The following is a 24,249-nucleotide window of genomic DNA, read 5'->3' on the forward strand; positions in this document are numbered from 1 at the left end:
CCCCGTAGGCGACACCGGCCCGGCCGAGGAGCGTCTCGGCCCGCTCTCACTCGTACGGGTGAATCCCCCCGGGAGGCGGCGGTGGAAACGCCCCCCATCCGTACGGCTGTCCGCTACGAAGGCACTGCACAGGCCGCCACCGGTACTGTGGCCGCAGCCGCGCCCCGCGGGGCGGCCCCGCTTCCCGACCAAGGACCCGCATGCGATGGACACCCCGCCCCCGGACGGCCGTACCGGACGGCTGCGCCTGGTCCCTCCGCACGGAGCCCGCCCGGTGAACCGGCCCGATCCCGTCGGCGACCCCGGCCCGTCCCCCCGTCACGCCCTGGCCGACGTGATGGGGAAGGTCGCCCAGGGCGACCAGCGGGCGTTCTCCACCCTCTACGACGCCCTCGCGCCGATGGTGTTCGGCATCGTGGTCAGAGTGGTGCGCGACCGCGCCCAGTCGGAGGAGGTCACACAGGAGGTCATGATCGACCTCTGGCGGCAGGCGGCGCGCTACCAGTCCTCCTCGGGCAGCGTCACCGCCTGGGCGTCCACCATCGCCCACCGCCGGGCCGTGGACCGCGTCCGTTCGGCCCAGGCCGCCACCGACCGGGAGCAGGCCCAGGCCGCCCGCGAACACGCCACCGCCTTCGACGAGGTCGCCGAGCAGGTGGAGACCCGGCTGGAGGGCGAGCAGGTACGCCGCTGTCTGCGCGGGCTCACCGAACTACAGCGCCAGGCCGTCACCCTCGCCTACTACGGGGGACTCACCTACCGTGAAGTCGCCGAAACGCTCCACACGCCGCTTCCCACCATCAAGACACGCATGCGCGACGGACTGATCCGGCTCCGCGACTGCATGGGGGTGACCACATGAACCAGCACCACGCCGACCTGCACACCCTCGCGGCCGCGTACGCCCTCGACGCGCTCGACCCCGCCGAACGGGACGCGTTCGTCGCGCACCTCGCGCACTGCGAGGACTGTCGCGGGGACGTGGCCGAGTTCGAGGCGACCGCCGCCCGGCTGGCCGGGGCCGCGGCCCAGGACCCGCCGCCCGCCCTGAAGCAGCTGACCCTGACGGCCATCGACGGGGTGCGCCAGCTCCCGCCCCAGGTGCCCGCGACGGGCTCGGCCCGGCGGATCACCCGCACCCTGCGGCGCAAGGCCGTCCCGCTGGCCCTCGCGGCCAGCGTGGCCGCCGCCGTCGCCTTCGGCGGGCTCGCCGCCTGGCAGTACCAGGAGAACCAGGACGCCCGGCAGCAGGCGGCGCAGGCGGAGCAGCAGCTCGACTCCGTCAGTGCCGTGCTCGCGGCACCGGACGCCCGCGCCGTCCACGGCCGGGCCACCAACGGTGCCGTCACCACGGTCGTCAGCTCCGACCGGCAGAACCGGGCCGTCTTCACCGCCACCGGTCTGCCGGCACCGGAGCCGGGCAAGACGTACCAGCTGTGGCTCGACCACGACGGGACGATGAGGCCGGCCGGGTTCATCCACTCCGACGGCACCGTCGCCCTCGACGGCGACCCGGCCGACGCCAGCGCCGTCGGCCTCACCCTCGAACCGGTCGCGGGATCGGCCCGGCCCACCACGACCCCGCTGCTCCTCCTGGGTCTGCCGGCCTGACGACGGGCGTCCCGGGCGGCCGGGTGCCGGACGCCCGCCCGGGGAAGGGGCCCCTTCCCCGCACACGTACAAGGAGAGGTCCCCCGCGCACGGAAAAGGGCCCCTTCCCCCGCACAGTGGGAAGGGGCCCCATGGCCCCTCGCGTCGGCCGCTCTCGCGGCCGGCGGGGGCTGTCCCGAGGTCCTCGTCAGGTCACTCCGCCGCGAGGCGCGGCGTGCGCGTCGGCGCCGTGCGCCGACTGCCGGTCCGCTCGAAGGCCGCGGCGAGGGTGAGCAGGGCGTTGTCGTCGTAGGCGCGGCCCGCGAAGGTCAGGCCGACGGGCATGCCGATGTCCGCCATGGTGCCCATGGGCACGGTCACCGTCGGGATGCCGAGGTGGCGGGGGACCAGGTTGCCGTTCGCGACCCAGACGCCGTTGCGCCAGCCCAGGTCGGCGGACGCCACGTCGACGTCCATGTCCGCGGGGCCCACGTCCGCGACGGCGGGGAAGACCACCGCGTCCAGGCTGAGGCCGTCCATCCACAGCTCCAGGTCGACCCGGCGCGTCTCCTCCAGGCCGCGCAGTCCCTGCTCCAGGAGCGGCATGTCGGCGAGGGAGGCGTACGGGCGCTCGCGCACGAAGCGGGGGTAGTCGCCGATGGTGTCGTCGAACCCCTCGTAGCGGTCGGGCAGTTCGCCCTCCTGCTTGGGCCAGATGCGGCTGCCGTCGACCTCGGTCAGGCTGGAGAGCGCCGGGTCGCCGTTGGCGCGCAGGAAGTCGTCCCACGCCCAGGCGGACAGGTCCTCGATCTCGAAGGTGAGGTACGCGCGGCTGACCAGCCCGCGGGTGAACAGCGAGGGCGCGCCGGGGCGGTCGGCCTCGTAGTTCGAGACGACGGGGAAGTCGACCTCGACGACCTCGGCGCCGGCGGCCTCCAGGTCGCGGCGGGCGGCCTCCCACAGGGCGATCACCGAGGGGCGGGTGTCGACGCGCTGTCCGGTCTGGCCGCCGATGCCCCCGTCGGGGTTCGTCCCGGCGTCGGGGTCGGCGTTGATGTACATCCGGGGCACGCCGACGCGCTTGCCGGCGAGCGCGTCGGACGCGGACTCGGCGTCGGCGGGGGCGAGGGCCGGGTAGGAGGCGGGGCGCACCCGTGACGGGGACGGCAGCGTCAGCCACGGCTGCGCGCGCCAGAGGTCGCCGCGGGTCTGCTCGTCGTCGGCGACGACGACGTCGAGCAGTTCGAGCAGGTCGGCCATGGTGCGGGTGTGCGGGACGACGACGTCCATGGTCGGTACGAGCGGCCAGTTGCCGCGGACCGAGATCACACCGCGGCTCGGGGTGTAGGCGCACAGGGCGTTGTTCGAGGCGGGGGCGCGGCCCGAGGACCAGGTCTCCTCCCCGAGGCCGAACGCGCCGAACGAGGCCGCCGTCGCCGTGCCGGAGCCGTTCGAGGAACCGGAGCCGTACGCGCTGGTGAGCCACTCGGCGCTGTACGGGCTCTCCGCGCGCCCGTACACGCCGCGCTGCATGCCGCCGTTCGCCATGGGCGGCATGTTGGTCAGGCCGATGAGGACGGCCCCGCCCGCGCGCAGCCGCTCGATGGCGAAGGCGTCGCGCTGGGCCACGAGGTGCTCGAAGGCGGGGGAGCCGGACGCGACCGTCAGGCCCTTGGCGAGGTAGCTGTCCTTCGCGGTGTACGGGATGCCGTCCAGCGGGCCCAGCGTCTCGCCGCGCGCGCGGCGGGCGTCGGAGGCCTCCGCCTCGGCGCGGGCGTCCGGGTTCATCACGACCATCGCGTTGAGGGCGGTGGCCGTGCCGGGCCGGTCGTACGCGTCGATCCGCGCGAGGTACGCGTCGAGCAGCTCGACGGAGGTGGTCTCGCCCTTCTCCAGCGCCTCGCGCAGGTCGGCGATACAGGTCTCCACGACATCGAATCCGCGCGTCATACGGGTGTCTCCTGGGTCCGTGAGTGGGGCACGCGCGGCCGCTGGCCGTCGGGGCGGCCGGGCACAGCCGGTCGTCACACTCCCCATCGTGCTGACTAGATCTTCAGTCTAGACTAACGGTCTAGAGTTACGGAACCTACACTGGGACCGGATTTCCGTGACCGAAAGTGAGCTCATGCCGACGTCAGAGACCGGGGGCACGGCGCCCGACCCCTTCCTCCCGCCGGACGGCGCGTCCGGGGCGGCGGTCGCCGGGACCGGCGCCGCCGCGCGGTCCGCGGTGCGGGCCCCGGTGGACCGGAAGCGTCAGCCGAGCGGGGACGAGGCACGGGGGCGGGCGATGCGCGCGGCCATCAGCGTCATCGCGGAGAAGGGCACCGCGGCCGTGCGGATGTCGGACATCGCCGCGCGGGCCGGCATGAGCACCGGCCACATCCTCTATCACTTCGGCAAGAAGGACCGGCTGCTGCTCGAAGTCCTCGCCTGGAGCCAGGCGGACCTCTGGGACCAGTTCCAGCGGGCCGTCGACGCCGCCGCGTCCCCCGAGGAGAAGCTCGACCTGTTCGTCCGCTTCTACCTGCCCCGTCATCAGGGTGACGAGCGGTACGCGCTCTGGACGCAGGTCCTGGCCCAGCGCCACGACGAGGAGGGCCGTCGCGTCCTCACCGCCCTGCTCGACGGCTGGGACGAGCGACTCGAAGCCATCCTCCGGGAGGGCCGGGAGCTGGGACGCTTCGCCGAAGTGGACCTTCCGGAGTTCACCGTCCGGGCCGTGGCCATGCTGAGCGGACTCTCCGAGGACGTGATGTTCGGACGGTCCCGCTGGCAGGACACCTCCGCGCACGCCTTCGCGGTGTCCGCCCTCGCACGCGAACTGAGCCCGCCGGGCCGAGCCTGACCCGGGGGCTCCGTACGGCCTCGTCCGGCGCCACGGGCACACCGGACGCCGACCGGCATCCCCCGGGTGACCGGAGCGCGGCCGGTCCGGTCACCCCGCTCCCTCAGGAACCGTGCGGAGGCTCCGGGGTCTCGGTGGCGCCCGGCGCGTGGGGGGTCGCCGGGCCGCGGAAGCGGCTGAGCGTCTTCGTGAGGCTCTTCCAGGGCGAGGCCTCCTCCCTGGCCGTCGCCGGCGACGCGGCCCGGGGCGCGCTGTCGCCGCCCTTCGCCTCGGCGAGGGCCTCCAGCGCGGACTCGGCGGCCTCCCGGTAGAGGTCGCAGGACGCCGTCATCGCTTCGAGCGCCCTGGCGTACTGGGTGACCATGCCCCGGGCGTGAGCCAGCTCCTCGTCGGGGGTGAGCAGGTGCCAGCCCTGGCGCAGCCGTGTCAGGACCGGTTCGGCGTCGGCCGGCAGTCGCTGGGGGAGCGCGGCGAACTCCGCGATCTTGCCCAGGAGTTCGGTGGGCTCCGTGCCGTCCAGGAAGACGTTGCGCACGGTGAGGTGCTCCGTGTCGTCGAGGGAGTACGACGCCGGGGGCAGGACGACGGCGCCGCCGCGCGACAGCCCGACGCCCAGCTCGCGCTTCATCGCGAAGTCCACGGCCAGCACCTGGTCCGGAGCGGCCCGGTGCTCGACCACCCGGTGCCGCAGGCCGGGCGGCAGGAACGCCGTGACCGGGCGGCGCCCCAGGGTGTCCGGCGTCATCGCCTCGTGCACCACGACGTGCAGGAACCAGCTCTGCCGGGTGCAGGCGCGCAGCAGGCGGCGCAGCTCGCCGTCGTCCTGCGGCAGGTGGTTCGCGGTCCGCAGGCGCACGTCCGCCACCGTGTCGTGGTCCCACACGACCTGGTCGCTGTCGGGCCAGAACACGGTGGCCGGTGAGGGCCAGTCCGCCTCCCAGGGCCGCTCGGCCTCGGCGCCGAGGACCCAGGTGACGCCCTCGCCCTCGGAGCGGCGGGACTCGGGTGCGTACGTGGTCAGCTGCGCGCGCACGGTGACGCCCTCCGCCGGGCGCCAGCGGGCCTCGAAGACGCGGCGGGCCGAGGGGCCCGGGTCGGCGGACTCGTCCCGGGGATACAGGTCCGTGGAGCGGGCCGCCTCGACGGGGTCGAGGTCCAGGAAGTCGTCGATCACCCGGGCCGCCTTGAGGGCGAGCAGGTTGCGCCGGACGTCCCGCTCGGGCTCGGGCCCGAGGTGACGCCCACGCCCGAGCCAGGCGGTGTCGGGGACGGCGGTCGATGAAACGCTGTTCTTGGCCATGGAACCGTTCGGTCGGCGATCGGGGCCCGACCAGTATGGTCCGCGGCTCGGACGGGGGGAACCGCCCCCCGTCCCGGCCCGCGTGACCTCCGGTCCGTCACATCGGCTCGGGGAAGATGTCGCTGATGCTCCAGGCGACGCTGAAGCAGGGGGCGAAGGCATCGGCCTCCGGCTCGGTCTCCAGGGCCTGGAGGGCGAGGATCTGGCTCATGGTTGATCTCCTCTTTCGTCGGGGTCGTGCGTCGGGGTGGTGCACCTCGGCACGGGGCGGTGTCGCGCCGTGCCTCGGGGATCGGGGGAGGGCGTACGGCGCCGTCAGACGGGCACCGGGAGCCGGGGCGGAGCCGGGTGGGAGCGGGCCCGGAGGGGCTCGTCGAGGAGCGGGCCGGCCAGCAGGCGGTGCAGAGTCAGCAGGACACCGGCCCCGCCCGTGGACAGGTCGGCGGTGAACCGCTGCCCGCCCGCCCCGAGGAAGCGGACACCGCGCCGGTACGGCACGGCGTACTTCCACAGGCCGGTCGCGGCGCGCACCGCGTCCTCGCGGGCCGCGGCCGTCCCGGTGAGCTCGGCGTGCCCGGTCAGGAACCAGGCCAGTCCGGCGAGGCCCCGGTGGAGCCCCGCCTCCTTCGTCGCGCGGGAGACCCGGATCCCGGCGACCAGTCCCGGCAGGGCCGCGGCGCAGCGCTCGTCCGGCGCGGTCGCCACGTACCGGGTGAGCGCGGTCGCGAGGCCGGCCGCGCCCGTGGCCAGGTAGGGCATGGCGCGGGTGAACCGCGCGTCGTCGGAGAGGGACAGCGCGCCGTCGTCCAGCGCGAAGGTCCGGTCCAGCTCCTGGTGGAGCAGCAGGCGGCCCGCCTCCAGGAAGCGGTCCTCGCCGGTGGCACGGGCCAGACGGTGGAGGAAAAGGGCCAGACCCGAGCGGCCGTGCAGCAGGCCCCGGGCGTCGTGCGCGCCGAGGTCGGCCCGCGGGTCGGCGCCGCGCAGCAGGCCCTCTCCGGCGGCGACGGCCCGCTCCAGGTGGTCCGCCTCACGGGTGAGCCGGTGCAGGGCGAGCCAGCCGAGGCCGACCCCGGCCCGCCCGCCGGACAGGGTGGCGCAGGAGGCGGTGAGCGGGTGGCGGTCGGCGTCCCGGAGCAGAGCGACGGCCTCGTCCACCAGGCCGAGGCCGGCCAGGACCGGGGCGATCCCGGCCGATCCGACGAGCAGCCCGGGCGGCAGCGCTCCGCGCAGCGCCAGCGCGTCGCGGCGCAGGCGCTCGCGGATCTCCGTTGGCACCGGAGCCCCGACGCGGCGCAGGGCGTGCACGACGCCGGCGGTCCCGTGGGCGAGGCACACGGTGTTGGTCCGGAAGGCCTCGGGCGAGGGCGGGAAGGCCCACTCGGGCCGGTCGGCGTCGGCCGTCTCCAGCAGTCCCGAGGTCACCTCCTCCGCCAGCCGGGTCAGGCAGCCGCGCGGATCGGCGTCCAGCTCGGCGGGGGACGGCGCGCGCCCGGGACCGTACGGGGTGGGCTCCCGGTCCTCGGACAGGTGGAAGGCGGTCGCCCGCCGCCACAGGTCCTCCGGCGGAGCCACGTCCGCCAGGTCACGGCGCAGCAGCGCGAGGTGGCCGGGCACGTGCTCGGCGGTCTCGTGGAACGGCGCCAGGAAGGCGAGCGCGACCGCCGCCGCGCCGTACCGGTCCCGCAGCAGCGGGTCGGTCTCGGCCCGGCGCAGCCCCGGCGGCGGCGTGAATCCCGGAGTGCCCATCCGGGACGGGGCGGCGGACAGGGCCGAGGCCGCCTCGAAGTCCACGAGACGGACCCCGCCCGAGGGCGTGACCAGGATGTTGCCCAGGCTGACGTCCCCGAACCGGTAGCCCGCCGCGTGCAGCCGCCCGAGCGAGGCGTCCAGCGAGGCCAGCAGCCGTCGGCACGCCTCGTGGTAGGCGGCGACGGAGGCGGCCGTGCGGTCGGCGCGGGCCAGCGGGGTGGAGCGGCTCAGCCAGCCGACCAGGGGCTGCCCCGCGACGTGTTCGGTGACGAGGAAGTCGTGCTCCCACTCCGTGAAGTGGTCCAGCGGCTCCGGCCCCACGCCCGGGGCCGCCGCATGCAGCTCGCGCAGCACCTCGTACTCGTGCCGCAGCCGCTGCCGCGCGTCCGTCCCGTCGAAGACCAGGCCGTTGTGCGCGCGGGCCTCCTTGAGGAAGACGGTACGGCCCGTCCGCCGGTCACGGGCCTGGTAGGCGCCGCCGGCGTTGCTCAGGCGCACCGCGCGGGTCACCTCGTAGTCGCGGATCAGGATCGGGCCCCGGTGCGGCTCCTCCTCCCGCTCCGCGAAGGGGTCGGTGATCCCCGGGGGCAGGTGGAAGGCGGGCAGCCGCGCGTCCACGACCTCGCGGCCCGCGCCGTCGAGGACCAGCCCCTCCCGGGTGCCGTCGGCCCGGAGGCGGCTGCGGGCGCCGCCGAAGGAGCCGTACCGGTAGTGGACCGTCCGCGAATCGCGGAAGCGCCGGTCGGTCAGGACGTACGGCCCCTCCTCCCCGTCGAGCGCGTCGCGGAGGCGTTCGAGCAGGCGGCGGGCGGTCGCCGTGTCCGGCGGGTAGACGGCGCAGAACTTGCCCGCCTGGGCGCGCGGGGCGTGCTTGTGGTGGAGGAAGAGGAAGGGGAGCCGGGCGCTCAGGTGCTTGAACGGGACGCCCTCGGAGAAGCAGATCCCGGCGACCGTGTCGAGCACGTGCTGCGCCCGGTCGAGGCGTGCCGACACGTGGATCTTCCAGCCCTGGTCGGCGAGCCCGGTCCCCGGAGGGGCCCAGAGCGTCCAGATGCCGTGGTCGGAGCCGCGCGCACCGGGCGGCACCTCGCCCGGCGCGAAGCGCGGTCCGGGGTCGGCCACGCTGGTCAGCGGCAGGTAGTACTCCCGGTCCGCGAGCGCCTCGCCGAAGCCTTCGAGCACGGGATCTCCTCACAGCGGGATGGTGGGCCGCGCCCACGTTCTCGCGCCCGGGCCGCCGGGACCGGCAGCGGGAGAGGCGGTTCGGGCGGCGGTCCACCACGGGCGCGGCGCCGGGAGGAGCCGTACGAGCGCTCGAAGAGGGGAGTCCTGCGGGCACACGAAGGAGGGCACCCGACGGGCGCCCAGGGAAGGACGGGCACTCCCCGAGGAAGGACGAGCACCCGGGGAAGGACGGGCGCCCGGGCAGGGGAGTCCTACGGGCGCTCGAAGAACTGGAGGACGCCGCCGACGGAGAAGCACAGCGCGCCGGTGAGGGTGCCCCAGTCGGCGATGTCGACGTTCAGCGGGCTGCCGGTGGCCTGTCGGGTGTACGCGGCGAGGGCCGAGACCATGAAGAGGACGGACCCGAGCTGGTTGACGGCGACGATCCACCAGCCGAGGCTGCGCGGGAGCGCACGGGGCCGGCCGTGGCTGACCTCGGCCAGGGCGAGGTGCCCGGAGGCCAGGAAGAGCACGCAGCCCACCACGTCGGGAACCCAGATCAGCCGGTTGACCTGCTGGACGTTCAGTCCCTGGAGGAAGGAGTCCAGCAGGTTGACACCGAACACGAGGGTGCCGGTGAACAGCAGGAAGACACTGAGCCAGTCCAGCCGCATCGGCTCGTAGCTCCACCACCGCCAGCGCTGGGTGACCAGGGCCCGGCCGCCGACGACGTGGCGGGGCGCGTTGATCACCTGGAGCAGCGACACGTAGCCACCGGTGTTGAAGAACAGGCCGCCGGCGAAGTAGATCGAGGCGAGCCGGGTGGCGTCCGCGGAGCCGAACTGGGCGATGCCCGCACCGGCCGCGAAGAAGGCCCCGCCGATGACGAAGGCCGTCGCGGCGATGGCGTTGAGACGGCGCAGGCGATGCACCGCGACCGCGTCGGCACGGGCACGGTGGCCGGCCGCCGAGCCCGGCGCCCGGACGGCGAGGACTCCCCGGCGCCGGGCGGGGCGCGACTCCCAGACCGCCTCCCCGTCGCCGGGCAGAGCCCACGTGACCCGGGTGGTGAACGGTCCCGCGCCCTCGGCGCGCTGCTCGGTAGGGGTCACGAGCCGAGACTAGAGCGCCCCTCCGGGCTCCTCCCGGTGCAACGCCGATCCGCACGGCACGTGGATGCACGCCCTCGGGCACCTGCTCCGTTCGTGATGAACCCGGGGTGCGGCTGCCAGGGCTGGCGTCCCCGTCACCTGGTGTCACGATGGAGGGAAGCGGTCGTCAGGTGCTTCAGGGAGGCACTCATGAGCCGGGACCATCATTTTCATCGCGACCACGCGGGCTGCTCGGTCACCGTGGACCTCTGGATGGGCGGGACGCGGGAGCTGGATCTCCTCGTGGACGGGAAGGAGGTCGCCACCGCGCGCGCCCCCGGGCACCACGCCGGGACGACCGTGATGGCCGCCGTGCTTCCCACCGATCCGCCGCGCGGCATCGAGGTCGAGGTGACGCTCCCGGGCGCTCTCGGCGGGGACGCGGCGTGCACCCTGCTCGTGGACGGCGAACGGCTGCCGATGCCCGCCCGGGAGGTGCCCCGGCGGGCGCGTCCGGCGGAGGCCGACTGGTACGCCTGACCGCGCCCGGCCCGTCCGGCCGTGAGCCGCCCCCCGCCGTCGGAGCGGACACGGGCCGCGCGGGGGGCGTGGACGTCGCCGCCCGGAGGGTCAGGGTGCCTTCGTCTCCTCGGACACGGCGGCCGCCGGAGGGCTGAGGCGCTTCGACACGACGTAGGCGACCACGACCGTGACGATGACCAGCGGCATGACGGTGAGGCCCTGCGACCCCAGCAGCAGGGTGGCCAGCAGCACCGAGGTCAGCGGGAGCCCGAGCATGGTGACCGACATGGCTCCGATCCCCATCGCGAACGCGGGGGTGAGGTCCAGTCCCGGAAGATGCGACAGCGCGATGCCGCCGGTCGCCCCCAGGAACATCGCCGGGAAGATGGGGCCACCCCTGAACGCGCTCAGTGAGGCGCAGTAGGCCAGTCCCTTGCACACGACGAGCAGGACCAACGCGCCCACGGAGTAGTCGGCGCTGTGCGCGAGCAGCGGGCCGAGCGCGGACTGCCCCGAGTACAGCACTTCGGTCGCCTCCCTCCCCGTCCCTTCGGCGAAGGCGATCGCGAGCCCGGCGACCACCAGACCCATCAGCACGGTGGCGACGACCCGGTGCCGCTCCACACGCGGCTGCGCCAGGAGGGCGAGGCGCCGGATGCCCGTGCCGACGAGGGCCGCCACCAGCCCGATGACGAGGGCCCAGCCGAACTCGGCGACATCGGGCGTGGCGGCGTGCGGCACCTCCGGCAGCGCCAGGGAGTACGTGCCGAGACCGGTCCAGCCGTCCAGTCCGACGAAGACGAGCGAGCCGACGCCGGCGGCGAGCAGGCCCGGTACGAGGACGACGCCGAGCATCGGGCCGCCGATCCCCGACGCCTCCATCAGCAGGAACGCCCCGGTGAGGGGCGACCCGAGCAGAGTGCTGACGGCGGCGAAGCTTCCGGCGGCGCCGACCACGGCCCCCACCTGCTCCGGAAGGTCCGGCCTGAGGAGGCGTACGAGCCAGATGGCGGTGCCGCTGCCGAGGGCGATCAGCGGGGCCTCGGGACCGAGGACGGCGCCGAGGGCCAGCGTCGCGAGGGCGGCGAGGAGGATGCCGGGAAGCTCACGCGGCTTCGGCGCGCCCGACGTCGACAGCCCCTCGGCGGGCTTGTGGCCGCCCGTCCCGGGGAGATGGCGGAGGGTCGCTCCGACGAGCAGGCCCGCGACGCCGAGCAGCGGAAGGGGCCACCACGCGGGCGTCGCATCGAAGCCCAGCGCCTCGGGCAGGTCGGTGTACGTCCACGGCTGGAGGTGGCCGACCAGGGCGAGGAAGCCGTACGCGGCGGCGGAGATCGGCACGCCGAGGACCGCGGCCATGACCAGGAGCCCGACGTAGCCCCGGGTCCTGACCAGGGCGAAGGGGTCCGTCGGCGGCGTGCCGGGCGCCCCGGCGGGACTGTCGGCCGACATGCGCATCAGCTCCTGGGCTCGACCTTCGTCGGGATCGCGGCGGTTCACCGGCGTCGTCCTGACGTGGTACCACGGGCCGGGCGCCGCGCAGGGGCGGGCACACCGCCGCTGTGCGGCGTTGGAGTGACGGTCGTTCAGGCGCGCGCGGGCCGGTGGGGCCGCCCCGCGCGCATCGGTACGGGACGCACCCCGCGGTGACCGGAGACCGCCCGGCCGCTGATCGACGACGGCCACCCGCGCGCACCTCGCCCACGAGGCGGCCCCGCCGCGCGCAGGGCGCTCGTCCGGGACCGCCCGCCCGTCACCGCCCGGCCAGGAGCGGGCGCAGGGGGCCGCGTACCAGCCGTTCGGGGAGAGGGTCCGGGGCGTGGCGCACGGTCCAGCCGGCGAGGAGCGCCACGGCGGCGCCGAGCAGGAGTCCGGCGAGGGCGTCGTGGGGATAGTGCGCGCCGACCCACACCCGGGAGGCGGCCATGAGGACCGCCGCCACCAGCGCGATCGCGCCCAGCCGGCGGGAGACGAGCAGCAGCGCCACGGCCGCCGCCCCGGCGAGGGTGGCGTGGTTGCTGGGGAAGGACCAGTCGGCCGGGGCCGGGCACGCCTCCAGGACCGTCACGTGGAGGGACCGGCAGGGGCGGGCCTCGCGCACGAGGAGCTTGAGGAGGCTGCTGACGGCGAACGCGGCGACGGTGATCAGCGGCACGGCGAGCGCCCGGACCGCCCGCTCGGGGCTCTCCTCGCGGGCCCGCCACCAGGCGACCGCCATGAGGAGGGCGAACAGGGCGAGGCCGTAGGCCGAGTACCCGCCGACGAGGTGGTCGAGCCACGCCGGGGCGGTCTGCGCGGTGTGGACGACGTCGAGGTAGGCCGTTCCGTCGACGCCCGAGCCGTCGAAGGAACCGGGCGGTGGGGTGGGGGCGGGCGTCGGGGTGATCGTGCCGGGCATCAGACGTTCCCCCGCGGCCGACGGGCGCGCCGGGAGCGGGTGAGCTCCAGGACGACGGGGATCAGGGAGACGGCGACGATCACGGCGATGATCGGCAGGAGGTAGCGGTCGACGTTCGGCACGGAGGCGCCGAGCGCGTACCCCGCGAGGACCAGGCCGACGGTCCACAGCAGGCCGCCGAGCACCTGCCACGTGGTGAAGGCGCGGGCGGGGACGCCGAGGACACCGGCCAGCGGGTTCAGGACGGTCCGTACGACCGGCAGGAAGCGGGCCAGCACGATCGCCTTCGCGTAGCCGTAGCGCCGCAGGATCTCCGCGGCCCGTTCGGCTCCCTCGCCGATCCGCCGGGACTTCGAGCGGGCCAGGAACGCCGGGCCCGCCTTCCGGCCGAGGAGGTAGCCGGTCTGCGCGCCGACCAGGGCGCCCGCGGCGGCCGCCACCAGCACCCAGGGGAGGGACAGGCGGCCGGGCTGGGCGGCCGGGCCGGCGCAGAGCAGGCCCGCGGTGAACAGCAGGGAGTCGCCCGGCAGGAAGAAGCCGACGAGCAGGCCGGTCTCGGCGAAGAGGATCACGGCGATGCCGAGCGTGCCGAAGGCGGTGAGCAGGGACTGGGCGTCGAGGACGTTCACGGCGAGGTGCGTCGGTGACGCGGCCGTCAGCGCGGGGGTCATGGGCGAAGCCCCTTCTGGTGGGCGGGGACGGACGGGCGGAGCGGGCCGCCGGATCCCCGGCGGGGACGGTGGCGCCGGCAGGCGGGCGAGCGTGTCCTCGGCGGGTACGGACCGGCCGCGACGGCCTATCCTGTCTACAGAACAGTAGTCGGTCTACTTCACTGTAGACGCAATGTGGGTGGAAGGGGTTCCATGTCGGTCTCCGAAGGTGAGCGCAGGCCCGCCGGCGAGCTGGAGGCCAGCGTCCTCGCGGCCCTGTGGGCAGCCGGTACGCCCCAGACGGCCGCCCAGGTGAGGGCCTCGATATCCCAGGACCTGGCACGCACCACGGTCGCCACGCTCCTGGCCCGGCTCCACGACAAGGGCGTGATCGGACGCCGTCCGGGCGGCCGGGGCTTCGTCTACTTCGCGGTGGAGGACGAGAACGGTCTGACCGCCCGCCGCATGCACCGCGCACTGGACCAGGGCGGCGACGCCCGGGGCCTGGTCCTGGCCCGCTTCGTCGAGGGGCTCGGCCCCGACGACGAGGCCGAACTCCGACGCCTCCTGCGGGAAGAGCGCCCGTGATCGCCCTCCTCCTCCTTCCCCTCCTGCTGCCCTGGGCCCTGCCGCCCCTGGCGCGCAGGACCGCCGAGCGCCTCCGCCCGGACATCGCGCTCGTGGCGGTCACCGGCGCAGCGGCCGCACTGGCCCTCGGCGTCGTCGCCTGCCTCGGCGTCCTGCTGCTCCCGCTCGCGCTCCGCCTTCCCGGTGCCGCCGCCCTCGTCCATCTGCTCCGGCCGCTGCACGCCGGGCCGCCCGTCCTGGTGCCGGTGCTGTCCGCCGTCGCGGCCGGAGCGCTCGTCGTGACCGCGACGGCCGTCGCGCGCGGGAGCCTGGCGGAGGCGGACCGGCTGCGCACGGCCCACCGGAGGGTGGCCGGGGTCCCCGAGGCCGGGGGGATGTGCGTGCTCGACGACGACCGCCCCGACGCGTTCGCCCTGCCGGGCGGTCCGCGCGGCACAGGACGGATCGTCGTGACGGCGGGCATGCTCAGGGCCCTCGACGCCCGTGAGCGCGAGGCGCTCCTCGGGCACGAACGCGCCCACCTGAGCTCCCGGCACCACCTGTTCCTCGCCGTCGCCGCCCTGGCGGGCTGGTGCCACCCGGCCCTGGCCGCCGTCGTCCCGCACGTCTCCTTCGCGGCGGAGCGGGCCGCCGACGAGGCCGCCGCCCGGACCTGCGGGGACCGCCGCCTCACCGCCCGGGCCGTGGGACGCGCCGCCCTCGCCGCGACCAGCCGTCCGGCGGGCCCGGACCTCCCGGTCCTCGCGGCGGGCGGCACCACCGGCCCCGTGCCCGCCCGGGTCCGGGCACTCCTCGCCCAGGCCCCCACCCGCCGCGTCGCCCCGGCCCTGCTGGCCATGGTCCTGCTCTGCGGGGCCGCCGGCGCGTCCTCCGCCGCCGGGGCCGTCTGGCTGCACCGGGGCGTGGAGATCGCGCAGGGCGAACTCCCCTTCGAGTGACCGGCCCCTGACCGGCCCCTGACCGGCCTCCCGTGGCGGGCCCGCGGACATCGCCGTACCCGCCGCGCACGACGGAGGCGACACGACCGCCGCCGGGCGACCGCCCCCGACGGGGCGCACCGGAGCACGCAAGTGCGCAGGGGGCGCGGTCGCCGCGCGTCGAAGTGCCCCGCCAAGCGCCGGTGCACACCTCCCGGCGCGCGTGCCCTCGCGCGCCCTCGGGGAGGTCCGCGCGCCCTACCGGTGCCCACGGGACGACGGAAAGGATGAGCCCACCACGGAGGAACTCGGCGACCCCCTCCCTGTCCCCGGCCACATGCGGACCGCGTGCGTCGCGCCCGGCTCCGGCAGGCGGACACGCGACGGAAGGAACTCATGGTGTTGCTTCTCATCTCCCCGGACGGTGTCGAGGAAGCCCTCGACTGCGCCAAGGCCGCCGAACACCTCGACATCGTCGACGTCAAGAAGCCCGACGAGGGCTCGCTGGGCGCCAACTTCCCCTGGGTCATCCGGGAGATCCGCGCCGCGGTGCCCGCGCACAAGCCGGTGTCCGCCACCGTGGGGGACGTGCCGTACAAGCCCGGCACGGTGGCGCAGGCCGCGCTCGGCGCGGTCGTCTCCGGCGCCACGTACATCAAGGTCGGCCTGTACGGCTGCACCACGCCCGAGCAGGGCGTCGAGGTCATGCGGGCGGTCGTCCGCGCGGTGAAGGACCACAGCCCCGAGGCCCTCGTCGTCGCCTCGGGCTACGCCGACGCGCACCGCGTCGGCTGCGTCAACCCGCTCGCCCTGCCGGACATCGCCGCCCGGGCCGGTGCCGACGCGGCCATGCTGGACACCGCGATCAAGGACGGCACGCGGCTCTTCGACCACGTCCCGCCCGAAGCCTGCGGCGAGTTCGTACGCCGCGCCCACGCCTCCGGCCTGCTCGCCGCCCTCGCCGGCAGCGTCAGGCAGGTCGACCTCGGTCCGCTGACCCGCATCGGCACGGACATCGTCGGCGTGCGGGGCGCGGTCTGCGCGGGCGGCGACCGCAACGCCGGGAGGATCCAGCCGCACCTGGTCACCGCCTTCCGCGCGGAGATGGACCGGCAGGCCCGGGAGCACGCCGTCGGCGCCCCGGCCGTGAACTGACCCCGGGGATGCCGACACCCGAGGCAGCACCCCTCCCCGGGCACCGCGGCGCGCGCCTGGCCGTCCTCGACCCGGCCACCGGCGAGGTCGTCGACGAGGCCCCCGACCAGCGGCCGGACGAGCTCGACGCGACGGTCGCCCGCTCCTTGCGGGCCTGGCACGGCTGGCGCGCCGACCCCGCCGCCCGCACCACCGCCCTGCGCGCCGCCGCCGACGCCGTGGAGACGGCGGGCGACGGCCTCGCCCGGCTGCTCACACGGGAGCAGGGCAAACCCCTGGCCGAGTCGTACGCCGAGATCGCCCGCACGGCGGCCCGGCTGCGCTACTTCGCCGACCTGGCCCCCAGGACCCGCCGGATCGACGACGGCCGGCCCGTCCACAGCGAGGTCCGCTGGCGGCCCGTCGGGCCCGTCGCGGCGATCGTCCCGTGGAACTTCCCGCTCCAGCTCGCGGCGGCGAAGTTCGCGCCCGCGCTCGCGGCCGGGAACACGGTGGTCCTCAAACCGTCCCCGCACACCCCGCTCGCCACCCGGCTGCTCGGCTCCCTCCTCGCGGCCGTCCTGCCCGAGGACGTCCTGACCGTCGTCACCGGCCGGGAACCCCTCGGCGCCCGCCTCGCCGCCCATCCGGGCATCCGGCACGTCACCTTCACCGGATCGGTGCCCACCGGTCGCGCCGTCGCCGAGGCCGCGGCGGGCTCGCTCGCCCGGGTCACCCTGGAGCTGGGCGGCAACGACGCGGCCGTCCTCCTCGACGACGTCGACGTCGAGCGGATCGCCGACCGGCTGTTCTGGAGCGCCTTCCGCAACTGCGGCCAGGTCTGCATGGCCGTCAAACGCGTGTACGCCCCCGCCCGGCTCCACGCCGAGGTCGTCGAAGCCCTCGCCCACCGGGCCGGGAGCGTCACGGTCGGATCCGGACTCGACCCGGACACCCGGATCGGCCCGGTCAGCAACGCACCCCAGCTGGCCCGGGTCGAAGCGGTCACGCGACAGGCCCTGGAGGCGGGCGCCAGGGCCGCGGCCGGCGGTCACCGGCTCGACCGGGCGGGCCACTTCTTCGCCCCCACGATCCTCACCGACGTCCCGCCCGACTGCCCGGTGGTGACCGGGGAACAGTTCGGGCCCGTCCTGCCCGTACTGCCCTACCGGAGCCTCGACGAGGCCGTCGACGCGGCCAACGGCACCGGTTTCGGACTGGGCGGCTCCGTCTGGAGCGCCGACCCCGACCGGGCCGAGGCGGTGGCCGACCGGCTCGAATGCGGCACGGCCTGGATCAACCACCACGCCGAACTCTCCCTCGCCCAGCCCTTCGCGGGCGTCCGCGACAGCGGCGTCGGCGTCGCGGGCGGCCCCTGGGGCCTCTACGGGAACCTCCGGCCGTTCGTCGTCCACCGCCCGGGGGAGGAGCAGGCGTGACCCTGCGGTTCCGGGCCGCCGTCCTGCGCGCCTACGAGGCCCCGTTCACGATCGAGGAGGTGCTCCTGCCCACGGACCCCGCCCCCGGCGAGGTCCTCGTCGAGATCGCGGGAGCCGGGATGTGCCGTACCGATCTCGCGGTCCGGCGATCGGCCGGCCGCAGTCCGCTCCCGGCGGTCCTCGGCCACGAGGGCGCCGGGGTCGTGGTGGCGACCGGCGGCGGCCCCGACGTCTCGCTCGGCCCCGGCGACCACGTCGTGCTCAGCTTCGACTCCTGCGGACGCTGCCGGAACTGCCGCGCCGCGGCCCCCGCCTACTGCGACTCCTTCGCCTCCCTCAACCTCTTCGGCGGACGCGCGGAGGAGCCGCCGCGCCTCGCCGACGCCCACGGAAGGCCACTGGCCCCCCGCTGGTTCGGCCAGTCCTCCTTCGCCGCGTACGCGCTCGTCCCCGCCCGCAACGCCGTCCGCGTCGACCCGGCGCTCCCGCTCGAACTGCTCGGACCGCTCGGCTGCGGCTTCCTCACCGGGGCCGGAGCCGTCCTGAACACCTTCGCCGCGCGGCCCGGCGACACCCTCGCGGTCCTCGGCGCGGGCGCGGTGGGCCTCGCCGCCGTGATGGCGGCCACCGCCGCCGGCGTACGGACCGTGGCCGTGGACCACCGCCCCGAGCGGCTCGACCTGGCCGAACGCTTCGGCGCGACCCCGCTGCCCGCCGCACCGCGCGGCCTGCCCGAGCGGATCCGCCGGCTGACCGACGGCGGAGCCCAGTACGCCCTGGACACCACGGCCTCGGCCCCGCTCATCAACGACGCGCTCCACGCCCTGCGCCCCACCGGCACGCTCGGTCTGGTGGCGCGTCTCCACACCCCGCTGACGCTCGAACCGGGCACGCTCGACCGGGGCCGGGGCATCCGCCACATCTGTGAGGGCGACGCGGTCCCCGGCCTGCTGATACCCCGGCTGACCGGCCTCTGGCAGGCCGGCCGCTTCCCCTTCGACGAGCTGATCCGCACCTACCCGCTGGCCGACGTCAACGAGGCCGAACGGGACTGCGACGCCGGACGCGTCGTCAAACCCGTCCTGCTGCCGGAGAGAAGAGACCGATGAGCGAGACCTTCACCACCGAGGACCCCTCCCCACCCGCGCCCGGGGACCGCACGACCGCCACGGCGCCCCCGCGCCCCGACCCGGAGGGCGTCGACGGAGGCGTGGGACTGACCGCCCTCCTGGTCGCCGCGGCCCGCGCGATCGAGACCCACCGCCACGACAGCCTGGCCCGGGACGTCCACGCCGAGCACTTCGTCCGCGCGGCCCCGGCCTGCTCCGGCTGGCCGGTACGCATCGGGCAGGTCCCGGAGGGAGACGCCGACCCGCTGTGGGGCAGGTTCGCCCGGTACTTCGGGCTGCGGACCCGGGTCCTCGACGACTTCGTCCTCGGATCCGTCCTCGAAGGGGTCCGTCAGGTGGTCCTGCTGGGAGCCGGCCTGGACACGCGCGCCTTCCGGCTGGACCTGCCCTCCGACTGCGTGGTCTTCGAGATCGACCGGGCCGGCGTCCTGGCGTTCAAGCAGCGGGTGCTCACCGACCTCTCGGCCGCCCCTCGGGCGAAGCGCGTCCCCGTCGCCGCCGACCTGCGCGAGGACTGGGTCACCGCGCTGACCTCCGCCGGTTTCGACACGGGCGCGCCGAGCGTCTGGCTGGCCGAGGGACTGCTCTTCTACCTGCCGGGCCCCGCGGAGACCCGCCTCGTCGACGCGGTGGACCGGCTGACCGCCGGGGGCAGCGCCCTGGCCTTCGAGGCCAAGCTGGAGGACGACCTGCTGGCCTACCGCGACAGCGCGATCTACACGGCGACGCGGGAGCGGATCGGCATCGACCTGCTCGGCCTCTTCGACCTGGGACCGCGCCCCGACTCGGCCGGGCACCTGGCGGACCGGGGCTGGTCCACGGCGATCCGCACGCCCTTCGACTTCAGCCGCCGGCACGGACGCGGCCCCCTCCCCGAGCCGAACGACGCCCTGGAGGGGAACCGGTGGGTCTTCGCCCACAAACCCGGTCCGTGACGCGCGGACCGCGACGTACGGTCCGCGGTCCGTGACGCGCGGACCCGTGATGTCCGGGTCTGGTGGGGTCAGGCGGCCGGGGTCCCCACCAGCCGGTCGCCGGGGATCCCGGCCAGATCCGGTGCGTAGAAGTCCTCGATGCCGGAGGCCCACGTCGCCACGGTGATGCGGTCCTCGGCGTCCGGGCCGAACGCGTCGAAGAGCGCGTGGACGTTCGCCTCCTCGAAGCCGATCGCCCTCATCAGCGACAGGAACAGGGGGCGCTCGATCAGCCCGTCCCCGTCCGGGTCCCCCAGCGCGGAGAGCGCCCGCGCGAACTCGCCGACCGTGGGGCCGAAGCGCTCGGGGTCGAGCACGAACGGGCGGAACTCCTCGACGGTGATCACGCCGTCGCCGTCGGCGTCCAGCTCGGTGGCCAGCGTCGTCCAGTACCGCCGGAACGCCGCCCGGATGGCCTCCCTGGCGCCCGCGTCCGAGTCGACCGCCGCCTCCAGGACGCGTCCCGTCATGAGATCGAAGTCGCCGGAGTCGAGGACCCCGTTGCCGTTGGCGTCGAAGAGGGAGAAGACCAGCTCGATCCGCTGGGCGGCCTCAGTGCGCATGTCCGTCACCTGTCTCGTACGGCCCGTGGGTCCGGGCCCTGCTCCATCCGTGCTTCCTCCAACCGCGCCGGGGGCAGAAGGGTGACGGCGAGGCGGTCTCCGGTACCGGAAGGAGTGAGCGCACTGCGGTCGCGACCGCTCGGAAGGATGATGGGAGCATGGAAGGGCTACCTTTCACGTCTCCCGCCGGGGTGGACGAAGGCGGGCCCCTCGGTCCGCCCCCGGCTGCCTTCGCCCTGATCGCCGCGGACGGCGTGCTCGTCGGGTGGAGCCGCGAGGCCGAGGCCCTCCTGGGATACACCGCCCCGCAGGTACTGGGACGCCGGGCGGCGGACCTGCTCGTCCCGCCCGTCGGTCGCGACCGACCGGAAGAGCCGCGACAGCAGCACGGGCGAACGGAACCCTCGCGAACGGAACCGCCGCGAACGGAACCCTCGCGACCGGACTCGCCGCTGCGGCTCGACGGGTCGCGCAGCGCGGTCGTCGACGTGCGGCACCGCGGTGGACACACCCTGCGCGTGGCCGTGACGCTGCGCCCCCTGGCACCCGCCCCCGACGCCACCGGCCGGGCCCCCTCCGCCGTCCTCATGGCGGCCGAACTGGACGGTCTTCGCTGGTGGGAGACCCGGCAGGCGATGCTCCAGGGACTCGTCACCCAGTCGCCGGTGACGCTGACCATCTACGGTCCGGGCGCACGCCTCCTGTGGGCCAACGCGTCCAGCGTCCGGGAGCTGGGCGGCGACCTCTCCGCGTCGCTGGGCCGCTCCATGAACGAACTCTTCCCCGGCGACCTCCTCACCACCGAGCACCTGGCGTCGCCCGAGGACTTCGTCCGCCGGATCCTCGACACCGGTGAGCCGGTCATCGACGTGCACTTCCGGGGGCGCGCCCCCGCCGACCCGCGGCGCGAGCGCGTCTGGTCCTCGTCGTACTTCCGGCTCCTCGACGGCCGGGGAGAGCCCGTGGGGGTGTGCGAACAGTCCATCGACGTCACCGACCACTACCGCGCGCAGCAGCGGCTCGCGCTCCTCGCGGAGGCCGGCGCCCGGATCGGCGCGACCCTCGACCCGTTCCGTACGGCGGCGGAGCTCGTCGGGGTCGCCGTGCCGCACTTCGCCGACGCCGCGCTGGTCGACGTGGCGGCGGAGGTACTCGAAGGAGAGGATCCCGGCCCCGCCACGGCCGGGGAGCTGGTGCGCGCGGCCGATTCCGGCGGGGCACCCTCCCGCGTGGGTGAGCGGGTCGCCCACGCCGCCGGATCCCCGCAGGCCGAGAGCCTGGCGGGGGGCCGGGCGACCGAGGACCCCGTCGTCGCGCCGACACACCTGTACGTCCCGCTGGTCGTGCGCGGCGCGCCCCTGGGCCTCGTCACGTTCGTACGGGGCGAGGAATCGGAACCCTTCGGCGACGGCGACCGGGCGGTGGCCGAGGAACTGGCGTCCCGTACCGCCGTCTGCATCGACAACGCCCGGCGGTACCGACGGGAGCGCACCGCCGCGCTCATGCTCCAGCGCAGTCTGCTGCCGCGCTCGCTCCCCGAGCTGAGCGCGGTCGAGGCGGCGAGCCGCTACCTGCCCGCCGACAGCCACCTGGGCGCCGGCGGCGACTGGTTCGACGTCATCGCGCTGTCCGGCGCCCGGGTGGGACTCGTCGTGGGGGACGTCGTCGGCCACGGGCTGGGGGCCGCCGCCACCATGGGGCGCCTGCGCGCGATGGTGCGCACCCTGGCCGAGCTGGACCTCGCGCCCGACGAACTCCTCGCCCGGCTGAACGACCAGGTCGGCCGGGACGCGTCGGACGAGAGCGCGCGGGGCCCGGACGCCGGCGGCGCCGTCGGAGCCACCTGCGTCTACGGGATCTACGACCCGGCCTCCGGGACGAGCACCTGGGCGGCGGCGGGACACCTGCCGCCGGCCGTGGTGCCGCCGGACGGCCCCGTCGGGTTCCTGCGTCTGCCCCCGGGGCCTCCGCTGGGCGTGGGACGGCTTCCGTACGAGGCCGCGGAGGTGCCGCTCGCCGAGGGCAGCCAGGTCGTCCTGTTCACCGACGGCCTCGTGGAGGCCCGGGGGCAGGGCGTCGACGGGGGGCTGGAGCGGCTGGCGGCCGTGCTCGGGGAGCGGCGCGCGGTGTCGTCCGACGCGCTGTGCGCCCGGATCGTCGAGGAGCTCGTACCGGACCACGTGCGGGACGACGCGACCCTGCTGGTCGTGCGGACCCGGGCGCTCGACGCGCGCCAGGTGGCGGCCTGGGAGCTGTCCCCGGACCCCGCCCTTGTCGCGCGCGCCCGGTCGGTGGCCGCGGAGCAGCTGGGGCGGTGGGGACTGGACGATCTGGCCTTCACCACGGAGCTCGTGGTCAGCGAGCTGGTCACCAACGCGATCCGGCACGCCTCCGGCCCGATCGGTCTGCGCCTGATCCGGGACCGCTCCCTCATCTGCGAGGTCTCCGACTCGCAGCACACCTCCCCGCACGCCCGGTACGCCGGGAACGACGAGGAGGGCGGCCGCGGGCTCTTCATGGTCGCCCAGCTCACCGAGCACTGGGGCACGCGCTATCTGCCGACGGGCAAGACGATCTGGGCGGAGCAGGCCCTGCCCGCGCCGTGACGGCCACGATCCGCCGCCCGCCGTGGGCGGCGGGGCCGGGTCACGGCGTGCGCAGGCGTACGGCCAGGGCGGCGATGTCGTCGTCGAGGCTTCCCCGGCTGTGCCGGAGCAGGTCGTGGTGCAGCGCGGTGAGCAGATCACGGGGAGGGGTGGGGGGCTGTCGGCGCATCCAGGCGGTCAGCGGGAAGAACTCACCGTCCCGGGCGCGCGTTTCGGCGATCCCGTCCGTGTAGAGGAGGAGCAGCTCGCCGGGCGCGAAGGCGAAGGCGTCCGAACGGTAGTGGTCGCCGATGAGTTCCGCGAGGCTGAGCAGCGGCGACGGCGCGGACGGTTCGAGGACGCGCACGCTCCTGCGGCCGTGGACCAGCGGTGGGGGATGGCCGCAGTTCACGATGCTGATGTGGCCGCCCCCGTGCGGGATCTCGACGAGGAGCGCGGTGGCGAAGCGCTCCATCGGCGCCTCGGGCGGATGGGCGGCGTTGTGTCGGGCGCAGCTGGCGTCGAGCCGGCGGGCGACATCGGCCAGGGCCGCCTCGCCGTGCGCCGCCTCCCGGAAGGCGTTGACGATCGCCGCGGCCGCCCCGACGGCCGGCAGGCCCTTGCCCCGTACGTCGCCGATGAGCAGGCGGACCCCGAACGGCGTGTCGATCACCTCGTAGAAGTCCCCGCCGATGCGGGCCTCGGCGGCGGCCGCGAGGTACAGCGACTCGATCTCGACGTTCCGGAAGCGGTGCGGCAGGGGCCGCAGCACCACCTGCTGGGCCGCGTCGGCGACGAGCCGCACCTGGATCAGGGTGCGCTCCCGCTGGAGCCGGACGTGGCTGCCGTACGCGGCGGCCACGGTGACCGCGACGATCCCCCCGCACGTCCACCAGGTCCCGAGATCGGGGAAGACGAGGCTGAGGCCGATCATCAGCAGGAGGCAGACGGTCCCGAGCAGGACGGTCGGGAGGACCGGCCACATGGCGGCGGCCAGAGCCGGCGCCGCGGGCAGGAGGCGGCTGAAGGCCAGCTCCGGAGGCGTGGCGTAGGCCAGGCTCGCGATCACGACGGTCAGAATCACCGGCGACAGCCGCACGAGCCTGCCGTAGCCGTAGCTCCGACGGAGCCACGGCCGTCCGGACTCGATCATGAATCCCAGCGTATCCGCGAGGGGCCCGCTCAGCGACGCGGCGCGGGCGCGCCTCCTGGGGCGGGGCCCGCACGTCGTCGGCATCGGACGCTCAGGAGTCGCGCGGTAGCGGAGGGTGCCGGGGCGCGCTCGCGATCCGCGTCGCCGTCACCGCTGCGCGCGGCGGCGGGCGATGAACAGGCCGAGGACGATGCCGACGAGGAGGGTGACGGTGAGGACGATCCAGAGGGGGAGCGAGACCGTCGGAATCCACAGTCTGATGGTCACCGATCCCGTGTTCGCCGCGATGAACCAGATGGCCAGGGCTGCCAGGACCAGGAAGGCGAGGGTGCGCAGTCGCAGGTCCCGCCCCTTGACCGTCACCGTGGACGGACCGTATGCCTTGTTTGCGGTATTTCGGGGCATGTCACCCATTATCGATGAGCGGGGTCGAACGGTCGACTTATCGCTGAGC

The 24,249-nt window shown here is 75.2% G+C and carries 22 protein-coding genes; 11 read left to right on the plus strand and 11 right to left on the minus strand.

All coding sequences use genetic code 11. From position 1 onward, the window contains the following. Window positions 1-274: 274 nt before the first annotated feature. Both sigK and ACFYXU_RS19495 read left to right on the plus strand, forming a co-directional pair. Window positions 275-862 (plus strand): ECF RNA polymerase sigma factor SigK, encoded by a 588-nt coding sequence (gene sigK / locus ACFYXU_RS19490; RefSeq protein WP_376512261.1) that lies wholly within the window; start codon window positions 275-277, stop codon window positions 860-862. Then, window positions 859-1,611: an anti-sigma factor gene (locus ACFYXU_RS19495; protein WP_376512180.1), complete on the plus strand. Its 753-nt coding sequence runs from the start codon at window positions 859-861 to the stop codon at window positions 1,609-1,611. Before sigK ends, ACFYXU_RS19495 begins: the two co-directional genes overlap by 4 nt. Before the next feature lie 192 nt (window positions 1,612-1,803). On the opposite strand, the gene ACFYXU_RS19500 is transcribed toward ACFYXU_RS19495, so the two are convergent. Continuing rightward, complete coding sequence (locus ACFYXU_RS19500) at window positions 1,804-3,540, minus strand: amidase (RefSeq protein ID WP_389458842.1); 1,737 nt, start codon at window positions 3,538-3,540, stop codon at window positions 1,804-1,806. 175 nt (window positions 3,541-3,715) lie between these two features. Between ACFYXU_RS19500 and ACFYXU_RS19505 the strand changes: the two genes are divergently transcribed. Next, window positions 3,716-4,438, plus strand: a complete 723-nt coding sequence (locus ACFYXU_RS19505) for a TetR/AcrR family transcriptional regulator (RefSeq protein WP_389458844.1) — start codon at window positions 3,716-3,718, stop codon at window positions 4,436-4,438. A gap of 103 nt (window positions 4,439-4,541) precedes the next feature. Here the strand turns inward: ACFYXU_RS19505 and ACFYXU_RS19510 are convergent, their stop codons facing one another. The 3 genes from ACFYXU_RS19510 to ACFYXU_RS19520 form a co-directional block, all read right to left on the minus strand. Continuing rightward, window positions 4,542-5,738 (minus strand): hypothetical protein, encoded by a 1,197-nt coding sequence (locus ACFYXU_RS19510; RefSeq protein WP_389458846.1) that lies wholly within the window; start codon window positions 5,736-5,738, stop codon window positions 4,542-4,544. 315 nt (window positions 5,739-6,053) lie between these two features. After that, the gene (lanKC, locus tag ACFYXU_RS19515) at window positions 6,054-8,669 is read right to left on the minus strand and encodes a class III lanthionine synthetase LanKC (protein WP_389458848.1); all 2,616 of its coding nucleotides are present in this window, start codon (window positions 8,667-8,669) and stop codon (window positions 6,054-6,056) included. Window positions 8,670-8,923: 254 nt separating this feature from the next. Continuing rightward, window positions 8,924-9,763, minus strand: a complete 840-nt coding sequence (locus ACFYXU_RS19520) for a hypothetical protein (RefSeq protein WP_389458850.1) — start codon at window positions 9,761-9,763, stop codon at window positions 8,924-8,926. A gap of 189 nt (window positions 9,764-9,952) precedes the next feature. On the opposite strand from ACFYXU_RS19520, the gene ACFYXU_RS19525 reads away from it, so the two are divergent. Beyond that, window positions 9,953-10,282 (plus strand): hypothetical protein, encoded by a 330-nt coding sequence (locus ACFYXU_RS19525; RefSeq protein WP_329852466.1) that lies wholly within the window; start codon window positions 9,953-9,955, stop codon window positions 10,280-10,282. A 90-nt stretch (window positions 10,283-10,372) separates the two neighbouring features. On the opposite strand, the gene ACFYXU_RS19530 is transcribed toward ACFYXU_RS19525, so the two are convergent. The 3 genes from ACFYXU_RS19530 to ACFYXU_RS19540 form a co-directional block, all read right to left on the minus strand. Then, on the minus strand, window positions 10,373-11,716 hold the full coding sequence (locus tag ACFYXU_RS19530; RefSeq protein WP_376512189.1) for a chloride channel protein: 1,344 nt from the start codon (window positions 11,714-11,716) through the stop codon (window positions 10,373-10,375). Window positions 11,717-12,017: 301 nt separating this feature from the next. Next, window positions 12,018-12,662 carry a phosphatase PAP2 family protein gene (locus ACFYXU_RS19535; protein ID WP_389405970.1) on the minus strand — a complete coding sequence of 215 codons (645 nt, stop codon included), beginning with the start codon at window positions 12,660-12,662 and terminating at the stop codon, window positions 12,018-12,020. Then, window positions 12,662-13,333, minus strand: coding sequence for a DedA family protein (locus ACFYXU_RS19540; protein WP_389405969.1), 672 nt, complete (start codon window positions 13,331-13,333; stop codon window positions 12,662-12,664). Before ACFYXU_RS19540 ends, ACFYXU_RS19535 begins: the two co-directional genes overlap by 1 nt. A 192-nt stretch (window positions 13,334-13,525) precedes the next feature. Between ACFYXU_RS19540 and ACFYXU_RS19545 the strand changes: the two genes are divergently transcribed. The 6 genes from ACFYXU_RS19545 to ACFYXU_RS19570 all read left to right on the plus strand — a co-directional run bounded on the left by ACFYXU_RS19545 (window position 13,526) and on the right by ACFYXU_RS19570 (window position 19,455). Beyond that, a complete protein-coding gene (locus ACFYXU_RS19545; protein WP_376512193.1) occupies window positions 13,526-13,900 on the plus strand; it encodes a BlaI/MecI/CopY family transcriptional regulator in 375 nt (124 codons plus the stop codon). Further along, complete coding sequence (locus tag ACFYXU_RS19550; RefSeq protein ID WP_389458853.1) at window positions 13,897-14,838, plus strand: M48 family metalloprotease; 942 nt, start codon at window positions 13,897-13,899, stop codon at window positions 14,836-14,838. Before ACFYXU_RS19545 ends, ACFYXU_RS19550 begins: the two co-directional genes overlap by 4 nt. A gap of 378 nt (window positions 14,839-15,216) precedes the next feature. After that, window positions 15,217-15,972, plus strand: a complete 756-nt coding sequence (locus tag ACFYXU_RS19555; protein ID WP_361392507.1) for a (5-formylfuran-3-yl)methyl phosphate synthase — start codon at window positions 15,217-15,219, stop codon at window positions 15,970-15,972. A gap of 8 nt (window positions 15,973-15,980) precedes the next feature. After that, the gene (locus tag ACFYXU_RS19560; protein WP_389458855.1) at window positions 15,981-17,390 is read left to right on the plus strand and encodes an aldehyde dehydrogenase family protein; all 1,410 of its coding nucleotides are present in this window, start codon (window positions 15,981-15,983) and stop codon (window positions 17,388-17,390) included. 2 nt (window positions 17,391-17,392) lie between these two features. After that, the gene (locus tag ACFYXU_RS19565) at window positions 17,393-18,499 is read left to right on the plus strand and encodes an NAD(P)-dependent alcohol dehydrogenase (RefSeq protein WP_389406445.1); all 1,107 of its coding nucleotides are present in this window, start codon (window positions 17,393-17,395) and stop codon (window positions 18,497-18,499) included. Further along, complete coding sequence (locus ACFYXU_RS19570) at window positions 18,496-19,455, plus strand: class I SAM-dependent methyltransferase (RefSeq protein ID WP_376512198.1); 960 nt, start codon at window positions 18,496-18,498, stop codon at window positions 19,453-19,455. The genes ACFYXU_RS19565 and ACFYXU_RS19570 overlap by 4 nt, the downstream gene beginning before the upstream one ends. A gap of 68 nt (window positions 19,456-19,523) precedes the next feature. On the opposite strand, the gene ACFYXU_RS19575 is transcribed toward ACFYXU_RS19570, so the two are convergent. Then, window positions 19,524-20,057 (minus strand): EF-hand domain-containing protein, encoded by a 534-nt coding sequence (locus ACFYXU_RS19575; RefSeq protein WP_329852457.1) that lies wholly within the window; start codon window positions 20,055-20,057, stop codon window positions 19,524-19,526. 167 nt (window positions 20,058-20,224) lie between these two features. Continuing rightward, the gene (locus ACFYXU_RS19580; RefSeq protein ID WP_389405964.1) at window positions 20,225-20,446 is read right to left on the minus strand and encodes a hypothetical protein; all 222 of its coding nucleotides are present in this window, start codon (window positions 20,444-20,446) and stop codon (window positions 20,225-20,227) included. Window positions 20,447-20,575: 129 nt separating this feature from the next. On the opposite strand from ACFYXU_RS19580, the gene ACFYXU_RS19585 reads away from it, so the two are divergent. After that, the gene (locus ACFYXU_RS19585) at window positions 20,576-22,663 is read left to right on the plus strand and encodes a SpoIIE family protein phosphatase (RefSeq protein WP_389458858.1); all 2,088 of its coding nucleotides are present in this window, start codon (window positions 20,576-20,578) and stop codon (window positions 22,661-22,663) included. A 40-nt stretch (window positions 22,664-22,703) separates the two neighbouring features. Here ACFYXU_RS19585 and ACFYXU_RS19590 read toward each other — a convergent pair whose 3' ends face one another. Both ACFYXU_RS19590 and ACFYXU_RS19595 read right to left on the minus strand, forming a co-directional pair. Next, window positions 22,704-23,795, minus strand: a complete 1,092-nt coding sequence (locus ACFYXU_RS19590; protein ID WP_389458860.1) for a PP2C family protein-serine/threonine phosphatase — start codon at window positions 23,793-23,795, stop codon at window positions 22,704-22,706. A 147-nt stretch (window positions 23,796-23,942) separates the two neighbouring features. Beyond that, window positions 23,943-24,158 carry a LapA family protein gene (locus ACFYXU_RS19595; RefSeq protein ID WP_389458862.1) on the minus strand — a complete coding sequence of 72 codons (216 nt, stop codon included), beginning with the start codon at window positions 24,156-24,158 and terminating at the stop codon, window positions 23,943-23,945. Window positions 24,159-24,249 lie beyond the last annotated feature (91 nt).

Origin of the sequence: Streptomyces sp. NPDC002232 (assembly GCF_042890295.1) — a bacterium.
Taxonomy (GTDB): Bacteria; Actinomycetota; Actinomycetes; order Streptomycetales; family Streptomycetaceae; genus Streptomyces.

Bases quoted from the DNA above. Each gene is read 5' to 3' on its own strand.
- ACFYXU_RS19535 (WP_389405970.1), bottom strand. From the start codon at position 12,662: ATGCCCGGCACGATCACCCCGACGCCCGCCCCCACCCCACCGCCCGGT.
- ACFYXU_RS19510 (WP_389458846.1), bottom strand. From the start codon at position 5,738: ATGGCCAAGAACAGCGTTTCATCGACCGCCGTCCCCGACACCGCCTGG.
- ACFYXU_RS19540 (WP_389405969.1), bottom strand. From the start codon at position 13,333: ATGACCCCCGCGCTGACGGCCGCGTCACCGACGCACCTCGCCGTGAAC.
- ACFYXU_RS19505 (WP_389458844.1), top strand. From the start codon at position 3,716: ATGCCGACGTCAGAGACCGGGGGCACGGCGCCCGACCCCTTCCTCCCG.
- ACFYXU_RS19500 (WP_389458842.1), bottom strand. From the start codon at position 3,540: ATGACGCGCGGATTCGATGTCGTGGAGACCTGTATCGCCGACCTGCGC.
- ACFYXU_RS19590 (WP_389458860.1), bottom strand. From the start codon at position 23,795: ATGATCGAGTCCGGACGGCCGTGGCTCCGTCGGAGCTACGGCTACGGC.
- ACFYXU_RS19495 (WP_376512180.1), top strand. From the start codon at position 859: ATGAACCAGCACCACGCCGACCTGCACACCCTCGCGGCCGCGTACGCC.
- ACFYXU_RS19525 (WP_329852466.1), top strand. From the start codon at position 9,953: ATGAGCCGGGACCATCATTTTCATCGCGACCACGCGGGCTGCTCGGTC.
- ACFYXU_RS19530 (WP_376512189.1), bottom strand. From the start codon at position 11,716: ATGTCGGCCGACAGTCCCGCCGGGGCGCCCGGCACGCCGCCGACGGAC.
- ACFYXU_RS19570 (WP_376512198.1), top strand. From the start codon at position 18,496: ATGAGCGAGACCTTCACCACCGAGGACCCCTCCCCACCCGCGCCCGGG.
- ACFYXU_RS19545 (WP_376512193.1), top strand. From the start codon at position 13,526: ATGTCGGTCTCCGAAGGTGAGCGCAGGCCCGCCGGCGAGCTGGAGGCC.
- ACFYXU_RS19560 (WP_389458855.1), top strand. From the start codon at position 15,981: ATGCCGACACCCGAGGCAGCACCCCTCCCCGGGCACCGCGGCGCGCGC.
- ACFYXU_RS19575 (WP_329852457.1), bottom strand. From the start codon at position 20,057: ATGCGCACTGAGGCCGCCCAGCGGATCGAGCTGGTCTTCTCCCTCTTC.